At 39.9% G+C, this 21,820-nt stretch carries 22 protein-coding genes and 1 pseudogene; 10 read left to right on the top strand and 13 right to left on the bottom strand.

Annotation, left to right across the window (positions count from 1 at the left end):
- Nucleotides 1-196: pseudogene (locus tag IQ244_RS30380) on the top strand (IS5/IS1182 family transposase); the annotation flags it as partial.
- A 253-nt stretch (nucleotides 197-449) separates the two neighbouring features.
- The gene (locus IQ244_RS30375) at nucleotides 450-1,856 is read left to right on the top strand and encodes a vanadium-dependent haloperoxidase (RefSeq protein ID WP_322746132.1); all 1,407 of its coding nucleotides are present in this window, start codon (nucleotides 450-452) and stop codon (nucleotides 1,854-1,856) included.
- 72 nt (nucleotides 1,857-1,928) lie between these two features.
- Here IQ244_RS30375 and IQ244_RS30370 read toward each other — a convergent pair whose 3' ends face one another.
- Nucleotides 1,929-2,861, bottom strand: coding sequence for a phosphodiester glycosidase family protein (locus IQ244_RS30370; RefSeq protein ID WP_193900398.1), 933 nt, complete (start codon nucleotides 2,859-2,861; stop codon nucleotides 1,929-1,931).
- 71 nt (nucleotides 2,862-2,932) lie between these two features.
- Nucleotides 2,933-4,180, bottom strand: coding sequence for a DUF4912 domain-containing protein (locus tag IQ244_RS30365; protein WP_193900397.1), 1,248 nt, complete (start codon nucleotides 4,178-4,180; stop codon nucleotides 2,933-2,935).
- Nucleotides 4,181-4,683: 503 nt separating this feature from the next.
- Here IQ244_RS30365 and IQ244_RS30360 point away from each other — a divergent pair.
- Entirely contained in the window at nucleotides 4,684-5,043 is a 360-nt protein-coding gene (locus IQ244_RS30360) for a VOC family protein (protein WP_193900396.1), read from the top strand.
- A gap of 73 nt (nucleotides 5,044-5,116) precedes the next feature.
- Here IQ244_RS30360 and IQ244_RS30355 read toward each other — a convergent pair whose 3' ends face one another.
- The gene (locus IQ244_RS30355) at nucleotides 5,117-6,088 is read right to left on the bottom strand and encodes a hypothetical protein (RefSeq protein WP_228059250.1); all 972 of its coding nucleotides are present in this window, start codon (nucleotides 6,086-6,088) and stop codon (nucleotides 5,117-5,119) included.
- 1,010 nt (nucleotides 6,089-7,098) lie between these two features.
- Between IQ244_RS30355 and IQ244_RS30350 the strand changes: the two genes are divergently transcribed.
- Nucleotides 7,099-8,415 carry a recombinase family protein gene (locus IQ244_RS30350; protein ID WP_193900395.1) on the top strand — a complete coding sequence of 439 codons (1,317 nt, stop codon included), beginning with the start codon at nucleotides 7,099-7,101 and terminating at the stop codon, nucleotides 8,413-8,415.
- A gap of 7 nt (nucleotides 8,416-8,422) precedes the next feature.
- On the opposite strand, the gene IQ244_RS30345 is transcribed toward IQ244_RS30350, so the two are convergent.
- The 4 genes from IQ244_RS30345 to IQ244_RS30330 all read right to left on the bottom strand — a co-directional run bounded on the left by IQ244_RS30345 (nucleotide 8,423) and on the right by IQ244_RS30330 (nucleotide 11,397).
- Nucleotides 8,423-9,295, bottom strand: coding sequence for an MBL fold metallo-hydrolase (locus IQ244_RS30345; RefSeq protein WP_193900394.1), 873 nt, complete (start codon nucleotides 9,293-9,295; stop codon nucleotides 8,423-8,425).
- Between the two features lie 213 nt (nucleotides 9,296-9,508).
- Complete coding sequence (frr, locus tag IQ244_RS30340) at nucleotides 9,509-10,057, bottom strand: ribosome recycling factor (RefSeq protein ID WP_193900393.1); 549 nt, start codon at nucleotides 10,055-10,057, stop codon at nucleotides 9,509-9,511.
- The gene (pyrH, locus tag IQ244_RS30335) at nucleotides 10,044-10,772 is read right to left on the bottom strand and encodes a UMP kinase (RefSeq protein WP_096578023.1); all 729 of its coding nucleotides are present in this window, start codon (nucleotides 10,770-10,772) and stop codon (nucleotides 10,044-10,046) included. The genes frr and pyrH overlap by 14 nt, the downstream gene beginning before the upstream one ends.
- Nucleotides 10,773-10,842: 70 nt before the next feature.
- Nucleotides 10,843-11,397: a thioredoxin family protein gene (locus tag IQ244_RS30330; RefSeq protein WP_193900392.1), complete on the bottom strand. Its 555-nt coding sequence runs from the start codon at nucleotides 11,395-11,397 to the stop codon at nucleotides 10,843-10,845.
- Nucleotides 11,398-11,801: 404 nt separating this feature from the next.
- On the opposite strand from IQ244_RS30330, the gene IQ244_RS30325 reads away from it, so the two are divergent.
- The 6 genes from IQ244_RS30325 to IQ244_RS30300 all read left to right on the top strand — a co-directional run bounded on the left by IQ244_RS30325 (nucleotide 11,802) and on the right by IQ244_RS30300 (nucleotide 16,944).
- Entirely contained in the window at nucleotides 11,802-12,707 is a 906-nt protein-coding gene (locus IQ244_RS30325) for an alpha/beta fold hydrolase (protein WP_193900391.1), read from the top strand.
- Between the two features lie 496 nt (nucleotides 12,708-13,203).
- Complete coding sequence (locus tag IQ244_RS30320; RefSeq protein WP_228059249.1) at nucleotides 13,204-15,018, top strand: DUF262 domain-containing protein; 1,815 nt, start codon at nucleotides 13,204-13,206, stop codon at nucleotides 15,016-15,018.
- A 257-nt stretch (nucleotides 15,019-15,275) separates the two neighbouring features.
- Nucleotides 15,276-15,476 (top strand): hypothetical protein, encoded by a 201-nt coding sequence (locus IQ244_RS30315; RefSeq protein ID WP_193900390.1) that lies wholly within the window; start codon nucleotides 15,276-15,278, stop codon nucleotides 15,474-15,476.
- Nucleotides 15,476-15,736 carry a hypothetical protein gene (locus tag IQ244_RS30310; protein ID WP_193900389.1) on the top strand — a complete coding sequence of 87 codons (261 nt, stop codon included), beginning with the start codon at nucleotides 15,476-15,478 and terminating at the stop codon, nucleotides 15,734-15,736. Before IQ244_RS30315 ends, IQ244_RS30310 begins: the two co-directional genes overlap by 1 nt.
- 260 nt (nucleotides 15,737-15,996) lie before the next feature.
- The gene (locus IQ244_RS30305) at nucleotides 15,997-16,434 is read left to right on the top strand and encodes a DoxX family protein (protein ID WP_193900388.1); all 438 of its coding nucleotides are present in this window, start codon (nucleotides 15,997-15,999) and stop codon (nucleotides 16,432-16,434) included.
- Nucleotides 16,435-16,449: 15 nt separating this feature from the next.
- Nucleotides 16,450-16,944, top strand: a complete 495-nt coding sequence (locus IQ244_RS30300; RefSeq protein WP_193900387.1) for an ureidoglycolate lyase — start codon at nucleotides 16,450-16,452, stop codon at nucleotides 16,942-16,944.
- A gap of 11 nt (nucleotides 16,945-16,955) precedes the next feature.
- On the opposite strand, the gene IQ244_RS30295 is transcribed toward IQ244_RS30300, so the two are convergent.
- The 6 genes from IQ244_RS30295 to IQ244_RS30270 form a co-directional block, all read right to left on the bottom strand.
- Entirely contained in the window at nucleotides 16,956-17,972 is a 1,017-nt protein-coding gene (locus tag IQ244_RS30295; protein ID WP_193900386.1) for an alpha/beta hydrolase, read from the bottom strand.
- Between the two features lie 218 nt (nucleotides 17,973-18,190).
- A complete protein-coding gene (locus tag IQ244_RS30290) occupies nucleotides 18,191-18,331 on the bottom strand; it encodes a hypothetical protein (RefSeq protein ID WP_228059248.1) in 141 nt (46 codons plus the stop codon).
- Nucleotides 18,332-18,461: 130 nt separating this feature from the next.
- Nucleotides 18,462-19,397 carry an alpha/beta fold hydrolase gene (locus IQ244_RS30285; RefSeq protein ID WP_193900385.1) on the bottom strand — a complete coding sequence of 312 codons (936 nt, stop codon included), beginning with the start codon at nucleotides 19,395-19,397 and terminating at the stop codon, nucleotides 18,462-18,464.
- Between the two features lie 15 nt (nucleotides 19,398-19,412).
- The gene (locus tag IQ244_RS30280) at nucleotides 19,413-19,919 is read right to left on the bottom strand and encodes a DUF4112 domain-containing protein (RefSeq protein WP_193900384.1); all 507 of its coding nucleotides are present in this window, start codon (nucleotides 19,917-19,919) and stop codon (nucleotides 19,413-19,415) included.
- 85 nt (nucleotides 19,920-20,004) lie between these two features.
- Complete coding sequence (locus IQ244_RS30275) at nucleotides 20,005-20,922, bottom strand: YihY/virulence factor BrkB family protein (RefSeq protein ID WP_193900383.1); 918 nt, start codon at nucleotides 20,920-20,922, stop codon at nucleotides 20,005-20,007.
- 192 nt (nucleotides 20,923-21,114) lie between these two features.
- Nucleotides 21,115-21,678, bottom strand: coding sequence for a glutathione S-transferase family protein (locus IQ244_RS30270; protein ID WP_228059247.1), 564 nt, complete (start codon nucleotides 21,676-21,678; stop codon nucleotides 21,115-21,117).
- Between the last annotated feature and the right edge of the window lie 142 nt (nucleotides 21,679-21,820).

The raw sequence follows: 21,820 nt of genomic DNA, 5'->3' as shown, positions 1-21,820 counted from the left end.
TTGCGAAGATAAAAAGAGTAATCGAGACTTAGCCAAAGTTCGAGTTGTCGGTGAGCATATTAATCGGAAACTAAAGATATTTAAAATCTTGTCTGACCGTTATCGCAATCGGAGAAAAAGATTTAGTTTGAGATTTAATCTCATCGCTGGTTTGTACAACTATGAGCTTCGTCTCCCTAAAACTGAATCTGCTTAACTGACTTTTGCAAGAGGTCTAAGGTGTTGTTCAAGCCAGAGAACGAGATATTGTTGGGCGGTTTAACTATAACAGGTTTGTTGATAAAGCTTATAGAGTCAGGGTAGAAGCTGCAAGGCTAGAACGAGGTTTTCCCATTCCTCCACATCCAACCAACGGTGATGAAGAGCGCTACGCCAACAAAATTGGCAGTGACTCTAGAGGATTACCCCATAATCAACGTGGTGAAGTCAACCTAGAGGCTTACAACTCATTGATTACAGCCCTGACCAAACAAGACCCAGATCTGTATGAAAAGATTATTGTGGGTGGAACAAGAAAGCTAGTTAACCCTCAAGGGCCACTAGCAATCAGCCTTGAAGGCATTAACGCTGCTCAGATAGCAGTACCATCACCACCAGCTTTAGCTAGTGCAGCACGCGCAGATGAAGCAGTAGAATTGTACTGGCAAGCTTTACTGCGTGATGTATCTTTTGCTAAGTTTCAAGATAATACAGATGACCCGAAAGTTTTGGCAGCTGTCGCAGATTTAAATAGACTTTCGGCATTTTACGGGCCAAAAATTAATAATCGTGTCACCCCGCAAACTTTGTTTCGCGGTAGTGTCAGCTATGTTGACCCCTCTGACCGTTCTGGTAGAACAGCAAAACACGTAACTCCTCCAGGGATATTAAACGGCCCTTACATTTCCCAATTTTTATTACGGAATATTCCTTGGGGAACGCAGTATATTTTGGCAGTCATTCGGACTGCTCTCCCTGGTAATGACTTTCTCACCGATTTCAACGAATGGTTGACTGTCCAAAATGGTGGTAATTCTGGCAGAGCAATTAATTATGACCCCACACGCCGTTATGTCTCGACTGTGCGTGACTTGGGTGAGTTTGCCCATATTGGTGGCGCGTTGTATTATGGGGCTTCTTTACTACTCAGTTCCCCAGTTAGTTTGAGCGACCCGCTAATTAATGGTGGAATTGGCGCACCATTGAATCCGGGTAATCCCTATGTCAATTCCCGGACTCAAGTAGGTTCTAATGCCACATTTGCGGTGGGACATTTACAAGCCTTGTTAAATTTGGGGACATCACGGGCAATTAGAGCTTCTTATTGGCAGAAGTATTACGTACACCGCATTTTGCGCCCAGAAGCCTACGGTGGGCTAATTTACAACAACATTGTCAATAGAACTCAATATCCCATTAATTCTGAAATATTGAATTCCCAAGCTTTGGCACGGACTTACAGCACTTTTGGGACTTATTTACTGCCACAAGCTTATCCAGAAGCCGCACCTTTACATTCCTCGTATACGGGTGGTGCTGCGGCGATCGCAGGTGTGAATGTAACATTATTAAAGGCTTTCTTTGATGAAAATCATGTCATTCCTAACCCCGTAGTTCCCGATCCCAATGACCCAACAAAGTTAATTCCCTACAATGGTGAACTATTAACTGTGGGCGGTGAGTTGAACAAGCTGGCAACTAATTATGCCATTGGTCGCGGTCATGGTGGTATTCACTGGCGGACTGATGGTGCAGCAGGTTTAGCTTTAGGTGAAGAGGTGGCTATTAGCCTCTTGAGAGATGAAAGATTGGGTTATAACGAAGAATTCCGAGGCTTTACCTTTACTAAATTTGACGGCACAAGAATTACGGTTTAACCTGATTGCTGGTAAAGAACAACTGCGATCGCTTATGTGTGGGCGATCGCAGTGATTAACTCCAGCCAAAATTTAATTAGCTATTTTGTAAATCAAAAACACTGAACCAATTGCTCCACCATTTTCTAGATAAATTTTATTGTTGTAATATAATCCAGGTGACCTGCCACCATCAAATAACATTCCTTCTTGAATTTTACCTAAACAGTTATTGCGGGCAATTCCAGTTAACACACCATCAAACATATCTGGGAGCAACTCTTGATTTACTTGCGAAGGTTCAATAGTTGAATTAGCTTTTATATCATTAACTAATAAAATTACATAACCTTTACTAGTTGTCGCCACCATAGAGCGATTAGTCGCTTGTTTACAGGCAAATTCCCCTAAATCTTGACAAATATCTTTAAACTTACCTTGACGATAAAATCTGCCATTACCACCAACTAAATTGTAATTAAGAATATTGTTACTTCTTCTTCCAGCATTAATTGTAGCTATTCGCTCCTGGGGTCTGCCTCCTGAAATGCCAAAAGAAGAACGTCTATTTTTAAACGCTCCTGAATATTCAACTCCGCGAGAAATATTTAAGCCTTGTGGTTTATCGTCAGTGCCTATATAGTCGGCGTTAATTGCTGCTAAAGGTGGTTGCCCATTTAACCGAGAATTTTCATCAGCAATAATTTCATTAAATTGCTTAGGTACATAATTCCTGATAAATCTTCCCTGTTTATCTTTAGCATAAAGCTTGTGAGATAAAGCCACATTCACTTTAAAATCTAATTTTGCTGATTTAGGATTAAAAATAATCACATGATTAATGCCTTTGGCATATTTCTGACCTTGATTATTAGCTTTAAAAAATTCAATGCTGAATTGAGGATTTTCACCAGGACAATTTTTAGCTGCTTTTGTTGATGAATTTGCCGAATCCTCTTTACAAGCTAATAATAAATTTATCGTCAGGATGAATATAGATAAGAGAAATATTTTTTTGATCCACATACGAAAATAATAAAAACCCGCTACAGAACGACTATAGCGGGTAATAATTCAAAATACCAATTTGGGGTTATTTAGAATATCCATTCAGGAATGGCTTCTTCTTTAGTGTTGGTATTGCGAGATGGTGTTTCACGATTGAACTTCATGTGAATTGAGCGTGTTTGCTCACCATCAGCAGCAACTGCCAAAATTGGGTAGTCAATTAAACCATCTTGGAAGGACATCTGGAAGCGGAATGTGCCATCGGGATTCAGTTTAATTTCCCGACCACCAATTGTGACGGTAGCATCGGGTTCAGTTGCACCGTAAACAATCAATTCAGCATCAGCAATTAACCAGAACTGGCGAGGACGCATGGGAACAGCGGAAGCTGAGAAGCCGACACCAGACATTCCCACACCAGACATATTTAAACCAGAGGTGGTGGGAACTGCCCACATACCTACACCAGATGGGAAGACGTAGGAACTGATAGCTTGTTCGGGACGTACAGAACCAGGTACGTGTTGCATGGAACCAAACAGAGAACCTGCAACCCGTTGTACTTCGGCAGATTCTGCCAAGCCAAAGATTTGGTCGTAAATGGGGTTTCCACCATTTGCACCGGCTGTTGTTGCCAGTTTTTTGGCAGGTGGTACTAATTCGTACAGAGTTCGACCGCGCAAGTCTTCTTCAAAGTTGACGGTGATGAAGACATCCTCAATCCAGTCAGATGGGTACACAGGAGGAATGTGTACTTGGGCAGAACGAGCCAACACTAACCAACGACCATCAAAAGTCCGATAACCGATATCGATGACATAATCGCGATCGCTCACAGGAATTGGGATATACCATTCCCTGGCTAGTTCATCAACAGGATATTCTTGGATGCTGTGGGGGCTTTGATAATCAAGACTGATGTCGGTGACATCATAAATTCGCAGTGCCAACTGCTGTCCACCTTGCCGCCGCAGTTCTTCTTTATGGTCATTAGGAATATCCCAATAGGTGTAAGCCCATTGCGGATCGCGTGGTAAAAGTACTATTCGGCTTTCACCATAACCAGCTGGTAGATCTGCGAGTAATTCATCAACATCAGCCAGAGAGCCACCAGTACGGTCTTCTTGACCCAGTTCAAATTTTGCTGCTTCCACGGTTTCCTGTGCCTCCAGTGAACGAGATGGACTAAGCGAAGCTTTGCTGCGCTGCACTTCTTGAATTGCTGCCAACAATTGTGATTTACGCATTCGGCTATAACGGGAGACGCTATATTCGCTGGCAACTTTACGTAGTTGCCGCAGTGTCATCTCCTCTAGCGGTGGGCGTTCTTTTGCCATTAATTTTGGCCTCCAGTAGTTTGAAAGGTAAATTATTTCTCCGGGTTACAGAATGCTCTATATATAAAAATGTCATTCCCCCCAGATGAATTTCTTATTCCTGACTCCTGGTTTTGCCCAGTTTTTAAAGTTTTTTAATTTGCTTTTAAAATGAGGGTCACTCCCTTTCAATTTCCTTGAATGCTTAGGTAAGCATTTTTCGGGATCGGAGGAGTCGTTTTGTTAAGTAAATATTAACTACTAACCATAGGTATTTATCAAGGGGTCTCCAGGCACTTTTTTCAGGCTTTCACGAATTTAATAGCTGTTTCGGGATCAATATGTCATAATTTGATGACATTTAATTTTAGCACGATTTTTTATATCAATATTTCATGACATTAAGCCAAGCAACGCAATCAAACCCTTATGGATACATGATCTCATTTCAAAGTTGGGACAAGCGATCGCCTAGTTGTGCGGCAAATAAGTCAAAATCAAAATAAAAGCAATATTCAATAACAATGCAAATTACCCAAAGCCTGCATACAGCCATTCTCGTTACTGACTTAGAACGCTCCGAACACTTTTACAGCCAAGTGTTAGGATTATCAAAAATTGACAGATCCCTCAAATATCCTGGTGTATGGTATCAAGTCGGCAACTATCAAGTACACCTAATAGTCGCATCAACTACACCAACTGATAACCCAAACGAAAAATGGGGACGTAATCCCCATATTGCTTTTGCAGTGGCTGATTTAGAACAAGCTAAACAAGAACTGCTTAGTCAAAATTATCCTATTCAAGCAAGCGCCTCTGGTCGCCCCGCCATCTTTACCCAAGATCCCGATGGAAATGTGATTGAGATCAGTCAGCAGTGATTAAAGACTTTCAATTACAGCAGTGTGATGCAAACATAGATCCTTTACCCAACTAAGAAACACTTTCTTTCTACTAGGGAATAAAGGCAATTTTATCTACATTTACTTGTGATAAAAGTGTCATATTTCCAGTTTTTATATCCACAGCAAAAACAGAATTTTTCGGACTATTATTGAGATTAGCCAGTGCAATAAGTTGCCCAGAGGGAGAGAAGGTTAAGCTAAGTAAGTCACTGGATAAATATTTTCTATTGTATGTTATACCTGCCACAGTAGTAATTAATAATTTGCCTGTAAGTAGTGAGGTCTTGTTAGGATCTAGCTGCACTAAAGTTGTTCTACCCTCTGAAGTCAGAATAGTCGCATAAAACTTACCATCAGGGCTAAGAGCTAGATTACTGAAGCGTAAATTCCGTGGCAATTCTGGTAGTTTTAACTCATCACCAGAGGTAACTTTGCCATTTTTAGGGTCAATCATTACTAGATAGAAAGGAGGAACGCCATTGTTAGCACTAGCAATTCCAATAATTTTGTTATTTTTGGTTCCTAATACTCCTTCTATTGTATGATTAACATTTTTAAATCCTGATATTTTTTTAGCTTTTGGTTTCTTAGATTTATTATCAGTAAATATGAGTTTACTATAATTCCCTTTTTGGCTTGTTTCTACTGTAAGCATCACCATCGTGCCATCTGGAAAGCTAGTAAAACCAGTGATTCGGCTCGATTCAGTAGAAAACGCTCTTTTAGCAGTTTCAATTTTTGTCGTTTGATTATCAACAATACTTGCAGGAATTTCTGTACTTAATCTTTCACTACCAGTTGTTAAATCTAAAGACACTAAGGTAAATGCTGGACTGGTGTTTTCTACATCTGTAGAGATTTTAGCATTTTGCTTATTTTTGCTTGCTGGCAGTCTAACTCCTACTAGCGATCGCGCCTCTTGTGCCAAAGTTTTATTTTTGACAAGATTAACAAGCATATTTGTAGCAGCACTGGCAATAATTAACTGTCCAAATTGACGACGTTTGATTCTCACATACATAAACTAACATCCTATAATCAATGTATTTTAGCTAAAAATATTAAGTTTGAGTTCATTAATAACAGCACTGAAAAGTTTTTATGCCAAACCAGCTAAAGAATGCATACTTTTTAGTTAATTTGACAGCAAAAATTCCGTTATGATAGCGAATTTTTGCTCAGATTATAGTCTGGTGAATCACCTAAGTATTGAATAATTAACAAGCTCCAAAATAGAATGTGATGTTGTTTCCTTCTTCAGAAAATACAACATACTGTAATGATTTGCTAAACTGTATTAGACTGCTTGCATAAATATTTTTTGTCTTTTCCAAGGCTTTAATAACTTGTAAAAAGCCTGCAAATAATCACTTTTGCAAGATGTCTAGCGATTCAAACCTAGCCTAAAAATAGGGAGTGAGGGAATAGATAATAAGTCACTCTCATGCTTATCTAAGTGATTTATCCTTGATTGTTGGATACTAAGTAAAAATTACTATAACTTTTTATGTATCCTTATTAAGCTGTTAATAACAGCCATTTAGTTCAATCTAAATAAGATAGATAGCATTTTTCATCCACTCTCATCAAAAAATCAAAATATGTAAGCTAAACTCTCACTTATTTTTAATTGCCAGCAATTTTGAACTGAGTTGTTATGTAGGACTAAATAGGGAATTTTATGACCAGAAGCATTTTAGCTACTAGATGACAGAAAATTATCTGAAAGATAACAACAAAATGCTACTTAACTTTGTTCTCAATATCATTATATATACTCTAAAGCAGATCATGATCCCAGTCATACCTAAACTTTAAAATATCTTTGCTAATCAGAGAGATTGCGTGTTGATAACTTGATAATTTGCAAAAAAATAATATCAGGATTCTTTGCCAAATCTTTACTGAAAATTATTATTTACCTTATAAAAATTTATAGTTTACAACGGTTGGTAATGACAAAAAGCTTAATTTAGTGGCTGTGAGGCTGATGTTTGTACTATACAACTATTGATTATTAAGTACTGACTGATGAAAATTCTTGCCTACATTTATTGTGACTTGCTGCTAGAATCTCTTCCGCAAAACATTAATTGGCAATGGGAGGTAGAACAAGTTTATGAAGATTTGGTTAAGGGAGATACCTATGGATACACTAAGCGATCGCAATTACAACAACTACTCACAGATTGTCAAAATGAACCAGTAGAATATTTGCTGGTGCGGCGCTTGGAAGAATTGGGGGATACTGTAGAAGAAGTAAGCGATCGCTTAAATGAATTAGAAGCAATGGGTGTAGCTGTAATTGCTATTGAACAATCCTACACCTCAGAGCAATCCCACTTTCGGGGTGAGTTACTGAAATTACTGCAAGAAATCCAACATCAACAACGGAGTCGGCGCATCCGCCAAGGACACGCCCGCAATCGTCTAGAAGCAGCGCCCCCACCGGGGAAAACACCTTACGGTTATCGCCGTGGTCAAGGAAAATACATCATTAACCGCAGTACCTCCCCAGTGGTGAAAGACTTTTTTGATAACTTTTTACTCTACGGTTCCTTGCGGGGCGCAGTGCGTTACTTGGCGAAAAAATACGGAAAGAAAATCTCTGTCACCACTGGGCGACGTTGGTTAACTAATCCTGTTTATCGGGGAGATACGGCTTATCTCAATGGGGAAATTATCTCTGATACTCATACTGCGATTCTTTCTAAAGAAGAAGCCGCCCAAATTGACCGACTGTTACGCCGTAATAGCCGCTTACCATCTCGAACGGCCAGCGCGCCGCGTTCTTTAGCTGGGTTAGTTGTCTGCGAGGAATGTCAATCGCATACGACAGTTACGCGTGTTACCCGTCGCTACCAAGACAAAGAGTATCTGTATTTACGTCCTATTAGTTGTCCTCTCAGTCCTAAGTGTCGAGCCATTCCCTACCAAGAAATCTTAGAATGTACGATCGCTAAAGTTTGTCGTGATTTACCATTAGCAGTAGCTGGAATAAATTCGCCTGAATTGGACATAGTAAAGAATAGTTTAGGAGATGCGATCGCTCGTCAACAAGAAATCCTTGCTCAGTTACCTGCTTTAATTGAAACTGGAATTTTAGATATAGAAACAGCAAAACTCAGAGAATACAAACTCCGCACGGAAATCTCTGCACTCCAAGCCAAACTAGCCACATTTCCCCCAGTTAATCTGCGTTCTGTCGCCCAAGCTGTTTCTATTCCACAATTTTGGTTAGATTTATCGGAAACAGAACGACGTTTTTACCTACGAGAATTTATTCGCCAAATTGAAATTATTCGTCAAGATAAAGAATGGGATTTGCGCGTGGTCTTTATTTTTTAGTGAATCATCAAAGACTTTCCATTAAGGTAATACACTTTTGCATTTGCTGACCCATAGTCTCAACATCTGCATGAAATCTCCGCCCATGACCCGGTAAAACCCATTTAAAACTATAATTAGCCAGATTCCGCATAGATTTAATTTGTTCTGACCAAGAATACCAACAGTGGTCACGAAATGCAGCTAGTTGGTGTCTACTTTCTGACCAAGCGAGATGGTCGCCTGTGAACAAAAACTTATGTTTGTAGAGTAAAATTGTGTGTCCTTTGGTATGTCCAGGAACGGGAATAATTAATAAATCTGAAGTTAATGCAAATGGGTCTATACCTGTTAGCTGAATTTCTACATTGCGAGTACCTCCAGAAATATCATCAACGTGGAGGATTCTGTCACATTGAAAATGTTCAGCATACTTTTGATGATCTGCAACATCGTCTTGATGAGTTAAATACATATAACGAATTCCCCCCATCTCTTCTAGCTGCTTAACTAGAGGTGGTGTAAAACGGGGAGAATCTACCAAAATATTCCCTTCTGGTAGTTGAATAAAGTAACTAGCAGCACCATAAGATTTTTCCGAATGATAGCCACAATGGTAGACATTTTCTGCTACCAGAATCGGAAAAGTTTCTTGAGTATTTTTGATATCTTTGGGTTTATCAACTGTCCCAATAGAACTTGTCGGGCAAGCTAAAAGTGCTTGAAGTGCTGTTAATCTTTCTGCTGCATTAGTTGGTTGATGATCAACTGCCGACTGTTCATCCACACGAGAAAAAACCTCTGGACTCATCCAGCGACAGGTATCACAATCAATACAGGTAGTATCTACATAAAAATCGCCGTTAGTATTTTGGGGGCGACGCAGATCTAAGTGAGCCATGTTAACCTCTTGGGCTGACCATAAACCCCAATAGAACTACGTTAGCAAATATAATTGTCTATTGAGATCAATCATTCATAAACTACAAGATCCCCGACTTTTGATGAAAGTCGGGGATCTGAGCCTCTCAATTTTTCTAAATCAAGCTAAACAAAAACAAAACTTAAAGTATGAACTTCTAAAATTCACACTTCAGATTTCAAACTTCATACTTTAGACAGTTGAGATATCTTTTTCTTTTTCTGCCAACAGTTCGTTAATTTTAGCTGTGTATTTGTCAGTGAGTTTTTGTAGTTTATCTTGTTGGTCTTTGGCTTCGTCCTCAGAAACTTCTGAGGCTTTCTCCTGCTTACGAATTGTGTCTAGAGCCTCACGGCGGATGTTACGAATAGCAACACGACCTTCTTCAGCGTACTTAGCAGCCAGTTTAACGAATTCTTTCCGGCGATCGCTAGTTAATGGCGGAATGTTGAGCCGAATCACCGAACCGTCGTTATTGGGTGTTAAACCCACATCCGAAAGAGAAATAGCCTTCTCAACAATGTTTAAACTGCTTTTGTCGTAAGGCTGAATCAGAATTGTTGTGGCATCTGGCGTGCTAATATTCGCCAGGGATTTTAAGGGTGTTGGTGAACCGTAATAATCCACTAACACTTTATCTAAAAGACTGCTATTGGCGCGACCAGTGCGAATTGTATTAAATGCGCGTTGAGTGGACTCAACGGTTTTTTGCATCGTACTCTCAGCTTCAGCTAATTTCACAAGAACCTCCCACAAGGGTGCCGATTGATTCTCCCATGACTGCGCGGCGGATGTTACCTCGCACTGTTAAGTCAAATACAAGAATTGGGATATTGTTTTCTTTACACAAGGCAATCGCAGTACTATCCATTACCCGCAAATCATGCGTCAAAACGTGTGCGTAGGTCAGGGTGGTAAAACGTTTGGCGTTAGGATAAATTTGGGGGTCAGCATCATATATTCCATCTACCTTGGTGGCTTTAAAAATCGCTTCTGCATCAATTTCTGCGGCTCTCAATGCCGCAGCTGTATCAGTAGTAAAGAAGGGATTTCCTGAACCAGCGCCAAAAATTACCACCCGTCCTTTTTCAAGATGACGGATGGCACGACGACGAATATATGGTTCTGCTAACTCTTGCATGGCGATCGCAGTTTGTACCCGCGTCTGTACCCCTATTCGTTCTAGGGAATCTTGCAGCGTCATGGCATTCATTACCGTGGCAATCATGCCGATGTAGTCAGCGGTTGCCCTATCCATCCCCGCCGATGCCGCTTTTACGCCACGAAAAATATTGCCGCCGCCAACGACTATGGCGATTTGAACGCCAGTGGCTATCACCTCTGCTACTTCTTGTGCTACTTCTTTGACCACTTCTGGATCAATACCATAGCCCATGTTGCCCATTAAGGCTTCACCGCTTAGTTTAAGTAAAACCCGCCGGTAATTCGTTCCCATGAAGTTACGCTTTATCGAAAAAGTTGCAATTGCCTCCAATTTAAGATAGCAGCACAATGACTATCTATGTCTAGTTGCGCCAAATCAATGTAGTTCCCACGGGTTCTGTTTCTTGGGGGATAATTGCTTGATTTTTAAACCAAGAGGCGATCGCATTTCGTAAATAATCTTCTCTTACAGATGATGGTGCTTGCGGATAACTATCAATTTGCCCTTTATAACGCACCAGCCCATTACTATCTATTAAAAAAGCCATTGGAGTTTTAATTGCCCCAAAACTCCGCGTAACATCTTGAGTAGAATCCCAAAGATAGGGAAAATTTAATCTTTGATGTGTGGCAAAAGCTTTCATGTTGTCAAAGCTTTCTGTAGGGTACTTAATAGCATCACAGCCATTTATCCCAATTAGCGTGAAGCCACTCCCAGCAAATTCCCCTTGAATTTTTTTGAGCTTGTCTAGATATAAGTTGACATAAGGACAGTGGTTGCCCATAAAAACAACGCCAACTGCCCGGTATTTTTCTAAATAACGCCTGAGATGATGCACTCGCTCATCAATTCCTGGCAGTTCAAAATCCGGGGCATAGCCGCCAACAGGAGTATGAATTGTTTCTAGTATTGTCATCTTCGTGAACCAGAAGGAACTAGGAACAAAAGTTTAGGTGAAATTTAGCGTCATTTTTCTGGCAGCCAACCACCCTATTGCAGATGCTCGATATCAAACGATTGTAGAGATCAACAGAGAAACCGTAAATTGTAAAACTACTGAATGTCGAACCGTTGATAAATATATTACATTACATCTATATGGCGGTAATTTTAACATCTTGGTTCTCTAGAGCTTTTAAGCAATTATAAATAAATTTAACTCAGTCTTTATACTTGCCTTAAATTAAAGAGAGTGATTGATTTAGCTCTTACCTAATTTTATTGCTAGTACGGTCTTTACAATATGCCTCTACAATTTAAGATAAATTACCAAAAATATTACGAAATATTAAAATTAGTAAATAAAAATACAGATTTCCGATGAATACTTCTACAACTGCTTTAACCGCAAAAACTTGGATGTGGCAGGGGTTCCCAATTTGCTATCAAACTCAAGGAACTACCGGGCCTGCCGTTATTTTAGTACATGGTTTTGGAGCCTCATGGTGGCATTGGCGTAAAAACATACCAGTACTAGCCCAAACTTGTCGGGTTTATGCCATAGATTTAATTGGCTTCGGTGGTTCTGCTAAACCTCAGCCGGGAGAAAAAATTGCTTACACCTTAGAAATGTGGGGACAGCAAGTAGCAGACTTTTGTCGGGAAGTGGTAGGTGAACCAGCTTTTTTAGTGGGAAATTCCATTGGCTGTATTGTAGCGATGCAAGCCGCAGTTAGTTCTCCAAACATTGCCTTGGGAGTAGCGTTAATTAACTGTTCTTTAAGATTACTGCACGATCGCAAACGCGAAACCCTACCTTGGACTCGGCGTGTGGGTGCGCCGATTTTACAACGGGTATTGTCGATTAAACCAATTGGGCAATTCTTTTTTAATCAAGTCGCTAAACCCAAAACAGTGCGGAAAATTTTGCTGCAAGCTTACGCTAATGCAGAGACAGTCACAGATGAATTAGTCGATATTCTCACAGCACCTGCTAAAGATCCTGGTGCTGTGGCTGTGTTTTTGGCATTTACTTCTTACTCCACAGGGCCGTTACCAGAAGACTTACTGCCATTATTAACTTGTCCAGCAATTATTTTATGGGGAACTGCCGACCCTTGGGAACCAATAAATTTAGGGCGAGAGTTAGCTAACTACCCGTCAGTAGAGAAATTCATTCCCTTAGAAGGAGTAGGACATTGCCCCCAAGATGAAGCACCAGAGTTAGTCAACCCGATTTTACAAGATTGGATACAGGAGCGATCGCAGACTTTAAAATCTAACTAACAGGCGATCGGCATAAGCTGAGACTCCGATTCTATCTTTGATTGGCAAAAGAAGTGGGATGACATACTGTATTTGTTCAAGCAATTCCTTTGGACGTTATTCTATGGGATGTTATACAGAAAAATTCTGTTGAATACTCTAAATAGGGATGTTATGAGGACAAATTCTGGATAACATCAACATCAAGGGATATACGGGGAAATTCTATATAATCCTCCCGTGAAGGGTGATTATATGGAAAAATTCATTATAATATCTGAATAAGGATGTAAAAAAGAAGTTTTCCGTATATTAAGCCAATATCTAGCTGTAATGCTTGATATATTAAGACCGAGAAAAAAATTATACAGAAAGTGTGCGTATAATAAATAGTTAGGCTGCGTTGCTCCACTTACACCTGTTTACATTTGTATAACTAAGGCACTCAGCGGGTGTTCATGGACAAGATAGAGTATATAGAGTATAAAAATATCGCAGCAATATTGAATAAATATGTATGAATATTGAGCCAGCATATACTTCTATTGGTAGCCTATTTGCCTATAAACCCATGTTCTTCATTCCAAAGTATCAAAGAGCTTATGCTTGGGATGCTGAATCTGTATCTGATTTCATAAAAGACTTGAAAAAGTGTTTTGAAAAAAGGAAGTCAAATTCGCCTGTAAACCATTTCTTTGGTGGAATTCTAAGCGTAAAACACTCTGTTCCAGGCACAGTTAATCAGCATAAATACGAAATCATTGATGGCCAGCAAAGAATTGCAACATTTACTTTGCTAGTTTCTTGCCTAGTAAATAGCTATAAAGAATTGCAAGCAGAAGCAAATACATTGGGCGATACTGCTAATGAAGCAATTATAAAAGGAAGAATAGAGAAGTTATCTGAACGTTTTATAGAATTTAGCCAAGAAGTCCAGAGAGTGGTTACTCCTGTTGAGGTTTTAGAACTATCTAGAGCCGATCAATCTTTTTATAAAGAATTAATTCGTGACATTGAGCCTTCTGCTTCAAGAGATTCTCATACCAAAATTTTATATGCCTATAATTCCCTGAGAACCACTATTCAGTCAATCATTGCTTCTCATACTAGGATTGAAGACAAAATTGACGATCTTGAAATAGTTCAAAATATTCTGGACAATGACTTTACTATTCTCCACATGGTAACTGGCAGCCGAGAGGATGCATTTCGGCTTTTTCAGGTCATTAACGATAGAGGTACTAATCTAACGGATGGTGACTTGTTAAGAGCTAAAACATTAGAGCTTTTAGAAGGTTTTAATCAACAACAGGATGCTGTTGAAAGAATGTGGGACGAAATACTAGCCGATCCTCCTGCTGATACCAAGAATTATCTCAACTGGATTTATGAATCCTATCAAGGAAATAGACCTCAGCAAAATGCTTTGTTTGACATGTTTCTCGATAAATTCTTTCCTCAAAATCAGCAGATTAGCCTAACACTACACCATGCACAGCAGATTCATGAAACGGTAAAGAACATCCATGAGGATATCCTCAAGTGTAGAAAGCTCCTAAAAGGTCAGTGGTTATATCCCGAACAGCAGCCTATTACTGGCTGGGATAGGACTCGCTTAAATATTCTTTTAGTGGAACTTGGACATGATTTATCAATTCCTTTATTTCTTGCAGCGGCTAAACTTGATCATCGGTTATTCTCCGAAATAGTTCAGATAGTTGAAAGAACTTTTTTCAGATACAAAATAATATGCAATCAACACGCAACACCTTTGAAGGGTATTTACTATCAAGAGTCACTAGCCATCAGACAAGATCCGAATTCTTATACTATCTCTAATCTAAAAACAAAACTGCAAAATCTAATCATTACAAAGGCTACAGATTCAACATTTAAAAATTCTCTTAATATGCTTGAGTATAAAGAGTCTGGTGGGAACAAACCACTTAAATATTTTCTTATGACATTAGAATACTATTATCAATGGTACAAAAATGGTGCGACAGTAACACCTGTTTGTGTTGATAAAAGTAGGGTTTATGATTTTGCAGGAACATCTATTGAACATGTATATCCGCGTAATGCAGATAGTTCAGTTTTAGACTATAGTCTTGAGCCACTTAAAAATACACTTGGGAACTTGACAATTATGGATCCAGCCCAAAACACTTTAGGCGGGAATGATCCATTTACGACTAAAGCACCGCTTTATCAACAATCTTCTGTTTTGTTGACCCAAGAAATAGGTGCAAAGACAATATGGACACAAATCGAAATAGATGAACAAAAGCGGCTTTTAATAGATGCTGCTCTTAAGATTTTTCTTCCATAATTTTAGCTATGCTAGTAAACAGCCCAACACTTCACGGCAGAGGACGGTCAAAAATCGCTTGTGCTTAGTTCGAGGTTATCTGCTGCCGCTGCGTTTTGCCGTTATGCTGCTTACTCCCCGATCATTGCATAGCTGTAAGTTTTACTATCGAAATTTAAGAGTTTTGCCACTGAAGGGTCGGTAGCTCTAAATACAAAGGTACTCTGCCTTTCCCGGAAAGCTATAATTTTCTCAAGGCTAGAGAGGTACAAAGGGTTATGTCCAATCTGGAGCAAATCGAAGCGGCAATCCTTTCGTTGCCATCAAGTGAGTTTGAGAAATTAAGACTGTGGTTTCTTAATTTAGACTACGAACGCTGGGACGAGCAGATAGAGCAAGACATCGAAGATGGTAAATTAGAGGCGCTTGCTCAAGAGGCGATCGCTGAATTTGAAGCAGGGCATTGTCGAGAAATTTAATGCACTATACAACGCGACGGTTTTGGCAATGCTACAACGCCTTACCTGAAAGTGTTCAGCAATCAGCAGATGAATGCTACGAGTTGCTCAAAGTTGACCCATCTCATCCGTCCTTGCATTTCAAGAAGTTGGGCAAAAAGTACTGGTCAGTTCGTGCAAGGTTAACTTACCGAGCTTTGGGTGTGGAAGTCGAAAATGGTATTTCCTGGTTTTGGATTGGAACACATGCAGAGTATGGCAAGTTGATTAGCAAGTTGTAGATCGGCATAACCGTTATTAGTCAATGGAATTTGACAAAATTGGATACAGGAGCGATCGCACATTTTAAAATCTAACTAATCAAAACCAATCTCCTTCTTCTCTCTGCGCCTTTGCGCGACGGACACTTTGCTCAAGTCGGGAAACCCGCCCATGCAAGTGTCCTCCTCTGCGTGATGTTTCTTACCATTGACCGAAGACAAATTCACCTAAAAATCAGCAAACTAAAGTGGTAAGCGCAAGGACAAAATCAGGCGAAACCATGAACAGACGTAAGGAACTCTTTCGTGTCATCTTGGCAATATCAATCATCATCGTCGGTATTACACATTTTGCAGTACCGCAACCTTACGTTAAAATCATGCCGCCACAACTGCCCTATCCTTTAGGATTAGTTTATCTGAGTGGCTTTTATGAGATTTTAGGTGGTATTGGGTTATTAGTTCCGCCTGTGAGTCAAGCAGCCGCTTGGGGACTAGTGCTGCTATTTATTGCTGTTTTCCCTGCTAATATCAACATGGCAATTAATCATATTAAAATTGAAACCATACCATATTCAGATTCACCTTGGCTTCAAGCAGTTAGATTGCCATTACAAGCAGTTTTAATCGCTTGGGCTTGGTGGTATACAAGACCTTCAGATAAAGAAATACAAGCTTCCTTAATTCCTAAATCACTTATTCCTCAAGAATTAGAATAGTAGGTTTTTAACATTATGAGTACATCACAAACAGTGCAACAATTACAAGCAGAATTAATTACACCGGAAAATTTTCGGCGTTATGGACAAGTGATTTTTGCCAGCACAGATGGTAAGCAATTTGATACAGAAGATGCTCAATTGAATCTGCAAAATGGTACTCCAAGATTTTATATTATGCGTCTAGAAAAGCGCGGACGCAAATTTAATAAAATTACGCGTCATGTGAAATGTACTCAATGTTTAGGTTCACTAGCAGGCAAAGATTGGTTCATTGCTGTATGTCCTCCCCATAATGAATTAGATGAACCAGTTTTAGAAGACCTTGCAGCTTTTCGGATTCCAGGAAATTGTTTTATTAAATTAAATGAGGGAACTTGGCACGCTGGCCCTTATTTTGATCATGATGTTGTAGATTTTTATAATTTAGAACTCGCTGATACAAATGTCGTGGATCATTTTACTCATGATTTTCTCAAGAGTCATCAGTTAGAGTTTGAGATGGTGTAAGCTTCTTTTGTTTATGCCTGAGATGGGTTGATGCACTTGAGGCGATCGCAACCAAATTTTTGTGTCATCATTGCAGATAATTGTAGGGAAGCTTGAGTATCAAGGTGTAATTCACGCTGGATTTGCTCGTAAGTCTCGCCCTGTGTGATGCAGTTTGCCATCTGCTGAAACTGTACCCAGGTTAAATCACTGTTCACAAATGCTCTGGCAAGGGTAATGATCAGTTCTTCATAATCATTATCTTCCAGCTTGGTCATCATTCGATGTTCAATGTGCAGTGAATCATCAAAGCAGTAATACCAAGATTTGGGCTGGTGTTTGAGAATCATTTTAAACAATTCTCGCTGCTGAGTGCGGTTCACAGCGCGATCGCCTTCACTACAAACCATCAACACAGGCGCAGAAATACTACTTTGAGACTGTTTAAAAATTTTCTCACCTAATTCCAGAAATATTCGTAAGGCTGGAATGCGAAAACCTTTATAGCCAAAATTCCCTGGTGCATCTTTGTTGAACCATTCAAAGTAAATTGGCAAAGTCTTGATCAACTGATCAAATAATAAATTACTGCTACTCAAAAAAGGTGTGAACAATAAAGCACGTTCAATTTCTTGGGGATATTCTAAAGCTAACCAAGCGGCTAAGGTTCCACCTGTTGATAAACCACCAATTACGACTTTTTCGCCTAATGTTTGAGCAATCTGCAACCAATCCAACACAAATTTTTGATAAGTCTGAATGTTTGTTGGGAGTGGTGGCGGCGTTTGACTGTTCCACTCACCAGCCAGCCCATGACCGGGTTGCAGAGGAATTAAAACGTTATATCCTTTATTGAAGAAAGCTTTACCAAGCGGCTCAAATTGGTAGGGTGCGGCTGTGAAGCCATGCAAGAAGAGACACACTTTTGACGTGGAGTTGGGATGAACCAAGAATTGTGAACGACAAGCTTCATTCTTCAGCCCAAGTCTGGACTCTGATTGATGAACTTGTTCAAGGAATTTTGCTGTCTTTTGAATACTCACTGTCATGTATTTGCTTGTCTTATACCAATTCACCAAATAAATGATACAAATAATTTCTCCTCTGCTCCCCTGCTCCTCTGCCCCCCTGCGGCCTATTTGTATCAAATTTAAAGTAAAACGGTATTACTTCTACATGGATGCGTATATTGTCTGAAATTGTTCAGTCTGCCGAATCTAGCAGATGATATATAGCAGAAGGCAGAAGAAGTTTAAGCTTTGAATGATTAACTGGGCGAATTTCGCAACCGAAAGCGCACTGGCATTTTATCAGACGGATGAATTAACAGATCTTGCTCTAATTGTTCTAGAGAAGAACGACCGTTGACTACCTCCCAATCGAAGTAGCAAAGCAATAATGCTAACATCTGTCAGAATAAGCAATCTGAGCAGTAATATCTTGAAACATGAGTCCGCCTTTGTCCACCAAAAACTTCACTTTAGATAGATACTACCTTATTGTTTCCGAATTAATTTAGCCTCTGCTTATCTTCTCTCTTAAACAAAATTTGTTTCCTGTAAAAATTCCAGAATTGCTGCATTGATAACTGTCGCTGAACCTGTAGAAGCATCATGATAGCAGTCAGACAGAATTTTAAATTGGGAATTAGCAATACATCGATGTAGTTTTTCGCCATGACTAGCAGGAAACCAACTATCTTTATCACCCCATAAAATGAGTGTGGGACATTGAATATTGGATAGTTTGTGTTGAATTCTACTAAGCATATTTGGTTTATTGCTTTGCAAGTTTTCAATTTCTCGCGCAGCTAGTTGTAAATCTTCCGCAACTTTCACCAAAGTACCGGGAATTTCTGTAAAAGGATAAGTTATCCAATACACATCTTCTTGGGATAAAATTGATGGATCAAATAGTACCCTACGCCGTTCGATCGCCATAATTTCTCTGACTAAGGGCGCGGCGAAATAAGCTAAACGCAAAGAATCTATTGCTTGCAAGATTTCGATTGGTGTTTGAGCCAAAATAGACATAGCCCAATGGGGTAAGCAGTCGGCGAAAATTGGCACATTCACTACTACTAACTGCGCTACTAATTCTGGCTTTTCTTGTGCTAGGGCTAAAGCAACTAAACCACCTAAAGATTCTGCCACAAGTACAGCGGGTTCATCACATAATTCTTGAATAATTCTCTCTAATTCAATCACTTGATGCCCATCATGTTCTCGACGCAGGCAAGGTTTCTCAGAAAATCCAAAGCCTTTAGCATCAAAACAAATGACTCGAAAATATTTTGATAATGGTTCAATACTATAACGCCAGTTATAGCTCCAACTACCCATACCGTGCATTAAAATTAAGGGCTTACCTGTACCTTTTTCACCATAAGCAATTTGTACAGGATATCCTTGAGCATCAGTAATAACTAGACTTTGCTGACCTTGAGGAAAAGCTGCTTGCCACCAATCTTTCATTCTTTTACTGAATATCTAACTACCAGTTAATACTCGCCACAGAGTGCTAATTAATATCACTGGGATTGTAATTAAAACAATACCAATTAATAATAAACCCAATAAAACAGCTAAGACAAACCAAGTGTCTGCTTTTTTTGTACTGCGAGGAACTTTTAAATGTTCTTCTAACAGTTTGATATTATATTCGTTTGATTTCCAAGCAAAATCAAACAAGTCTCCGGCTACAGGTACACTACCAACCAAGCTATCAATGATGATATTCAAAATCATTCTGCCTAAAGTAGCTTTAGATGCGCCTAATCGTGCCGCTTCTAAGATGATGTAGCTAGAAAATACCAATGTTAAAACATCACCACCCACAGGTAGCAGCCCCAACAGTGGATCTAAACCTACACTAATATCTGTGCCGGGAATAGTGATGGCTTTATCCATGACGCGACTCAGCTGGCGCAGCCGCCTCATGGAAGGTGCTTGAGCGTCAGGATCAATATGCGGAAACTGTGGGGGAGAATCAGGCATTCAAGCGATCGCTTCTTTGAAGTTGAATCGTTCAATATTTTACTGCTACTGGGCAATTTGACAAGAGTTTGTCCTAATACTTAATTTACAACTGTGGAGTCTCCTTTTCCCCTGCTTCCTGGCTTTTTAGCTTCTGGTAGTGCATATCTTCGCCGACAATCACGTTTAATTGGTTGCCGATGAGTAGAACAGCAGCACTCATCCATAGCCACAGCATTAAAACTATAAAAGTCCCGACTGCGCCATAAACTTTATTGTAGTTACCAAAATTTGCCACATACAGCCGAAACAGTGATGAGAGTATTGCCCAAAAAATCGCAGCTAAACTTGCCCCTGGCATAATGGGTGTGCCGGGATTCCACATACTAGGCCCATAGCGATAAATGAAACTAAAGGCGGTGGCAACAATACTTAAACTGACAGGCCAGCGTAACAACTGCCAAAGATGCTGCAAGAACAGTAAAGAACTATGCTCATGCACCACGATAGTTAACACCAAGTCACTAACAAATACTAAAAAGGAAGCCAACATCAACAGTACTATTGTACCAAAAGTTAAACCTAGGGAGATTAGTTTAGCTTTCCAGAAAGGGCGGCTCTTTTGTGACGGAGTTTGATAGATTTGATCAAATGCAGTCATCGCCGTACTTATTGCACCGGAAGCAGTCCAAATAGCGATCGCAAAACTCAAAGAAAATAAACTAGTATTTTTAGAGTGGGCAATTTCTCTACTGGCAAAGTCCCGAATCAAAATCAGGGCTTCTTCTGGTGCCACTTGACTCAGTAAGGCTGCCATTTGTCTAAAGGTATCTTGTAAAGATTCTGCCAACAAGCCAATGGCTGTAAGTACAGCCAAAATAGCCGGAAATAAAGATAACATGGCATTGAAGGCAATCTCAGCCGCCAGCCCTAATAGTCGTCGTTCGATTGTCCAAGCAAAGGTTTTTTTGAGGGTGCGCCAATTAAGATGGCGAAAAAAACGGACAAAACGCGGCTTTGGCATAACTATTGAGTCTTCACAAGCACAATGTCACAATAACTTATAGCAGGTGATAGGTTACAGGTTACAGGTTACAGATTTAAAAGTTTATTGGTGTCTAAGTTTTATCATCTATCGGCGTAGATATGAAGAGGCGGGGAAATTGAGAATTTCCCCGCGTCGGTGTTGTCTGATGATTTTTACTTCAGGAGATGTCTAGACAGCTACAGGTGTAGCGAATCTAGCATAACGCTCTATGTAAAATTCCTTGGAATTGGCGATCGCTTTGACAGATTCCCGTTCTTTGAGAGCGTGTTTCCACTGTTTCAAACGGGCAAACTCCGCTGGTAGGGGAAAGTCACGATATTTCTTCAGTGCAGCCCAGCGCTCAAACCAAGGGAAAAAGGTAAAGTCTACCAAACTGACAGATTCACCAAACCAATAGGGGCCATCTTTCGACAACTTCCCGAAAGCTTCGTTTTCGATGAATTCTAGATGTTTGTAGAGTTCTTGTTTCGCTTCTTCTTGTTTTTGCAGATCTGGACTCCGTAAGAGACTAGAAAAAGCTGGCACAAATCTGGTATTAGCAAAATCAATCCAGATGCGAGCCTGGGCTTTACCTATGGCATTGTTAGGTAACAACGCTGGGTTGGGAAATACTTCATCAAGATACTCGTTAATGACAGCAGATTCCCAAACGAGGCGATCGCCATGCACTAGTGCTGGTACTTTTCCATAAGGAGAAATATCTGTGAATGGCGTTGTTGCGTGAATAGGCAAAATGGTAAATTTACTTATAGTCGATGTTTTCGAGCCGCCTAACCCTGCATATGAAGACGAAAGCCCAGTACAAAGTTAAGAATTGGAACGCTTATGATGCTGCCCTCAAGCAACGAGGCAGTATAACTTTTTGGGTGAACGA

It is taken from the genome of Nostoc sp. LEGE 06077, from assembly GCF_015207705.1.
Classification (GTDB): domain Bacteria; phylum Cyanobacteriota; class Cyanobacteriia; order Cyanobacteriales; family Nostocaceae; genus Nostoc_B.
Note: the sequence above shows the minus strand (reverse complement) of the source record. Positions and strands in the feature narration are given on the sequence as shown.

Coding starts and splice junctions, on each gene's coding strand:
- IQ244_RS30370 (WP_193900398.1), bottom strand. CDS start 2,861: ATGTGGATCAAAAAAATATTTCTCTTATCTATATTCATCCTGACGATA.
- IQ244_RS30365 (WP_193900397.1), bottom strand. CDS start 4,180: ATGGCAAAAGAACGCCCACCGCTAGAGGAGATGACACTGCGGCAACTA.
- IQ244_RS30360 (WP_193900396.1), top strand. CDS start 4,684: ATGCAAATTACCCAAAGCCTGCATACAGCCATTCTCGTTACTGACTTA.
- IQ244_RS30355 (WP_228059250.1), bottom strand. CDS start 6,088: ATGTATGTGAGAATCAAACGTCGTCAATTTGGACAGTTAATTATTGCC.
- IQ244_RS30350 (WP_193900395.1), top strand. CDS start 7,099: ATGAAAATTCTTGCCTACATTTATTGTGACTTGCTGCTAGAATCTCTT.
- IQ244_RS30345 (WP_193900394.1), bottom strand. CDS start 9,295: ATGGCTCACTTAGATCTGCGTCGCCCCCAAAATACTAACGGCGATTTT.
- pyrH (WP_096578023.1), bottom strand. CDS start 10,772: ATGGGAACGAATTACCGGCGGGTTTTACTTAAACTAAGCGGTGAAGCC.
- IQ244_RS30330 (WP_193900392.1), bottom strand. CDS start 11,397: ATGACAATACTAGAAACAATTCATACTCCTGTTGGCGGCTATGCCCCG.
- IQ244_RS30325 (WP_193900391.1), top strand. CDS start 11,802: ATGAATACTTCTACAACTGCTTTAACCGCAAAAACTTGGATGTGGCAG.
- IQ244_RS30320 (WP_228059249.1), top strand. CDS start 13,204: ATGAATATTGAGCCAGCATATACTTCTATTGGTAGCCTATTTGCCTAT.
- IQ244_RS30315 (WP_193900390.1), top strand. CDS start 15,276: ATGTCCAATCTGGAGCAAATCGAAGCGGCAATCCTTTCGTTGCCATCA.
- IQ244_RS30310 (WP_193900389.1), top strand. CDS start 15,476: ATGCACTATACAACGCGACGGTTTTGGCAATGCTACAACGCCTTACCT.
- IQ244_RS30305 (WP_193900388.1), top strand. CDS start 15,997: ATGAACAGACGTAAGGAACTCTTTCGTGTCATCTTGGCAATATCAATC.
- IQ244_RS30300 (WP_193900387.1), top strand. CDS start 16,450: ATGAGTACATCACAAACAGTGCAACAATTACAAGCAGAATTAATTACA.
- IQ244_RS30295 (WP_193900386.1), bottom strand. CDS start 17,972: ATGACAGTGAGTATTCAAAAGACAGCAAAATTCCTTGAACAAGTTCAT.
- IQ244_RS30290 (WP_228059248.1), bottom strand. CDS start 18,331: ATGTTAGCATTATTGCTTTGCTACTTCGATTGGGAGGTAGTCAACGGT.
- IQ244_RS30285 (WP_193900385.1), bottom strand. CDS start 19,397: ATGAAAGATTGGTGGCAAGCAGCTTTTCCTCAAGGTCAGCAAAGTCTA.
- IQ244_RS30280 (WP_193900384.1), bottom strand. CDS start 19,919: ATGCCTGATTCTCCCCCACAGTTTCCGCATATTGATCCTGACGCTCAA.
- IQ244_RS30275 (WP_193900383.1), bottom strand. CDS start 20,922: ATGCCAAAGCCGCGTTTTGTCCGTTTTTTTCGCCATCTTAATTGGCGC.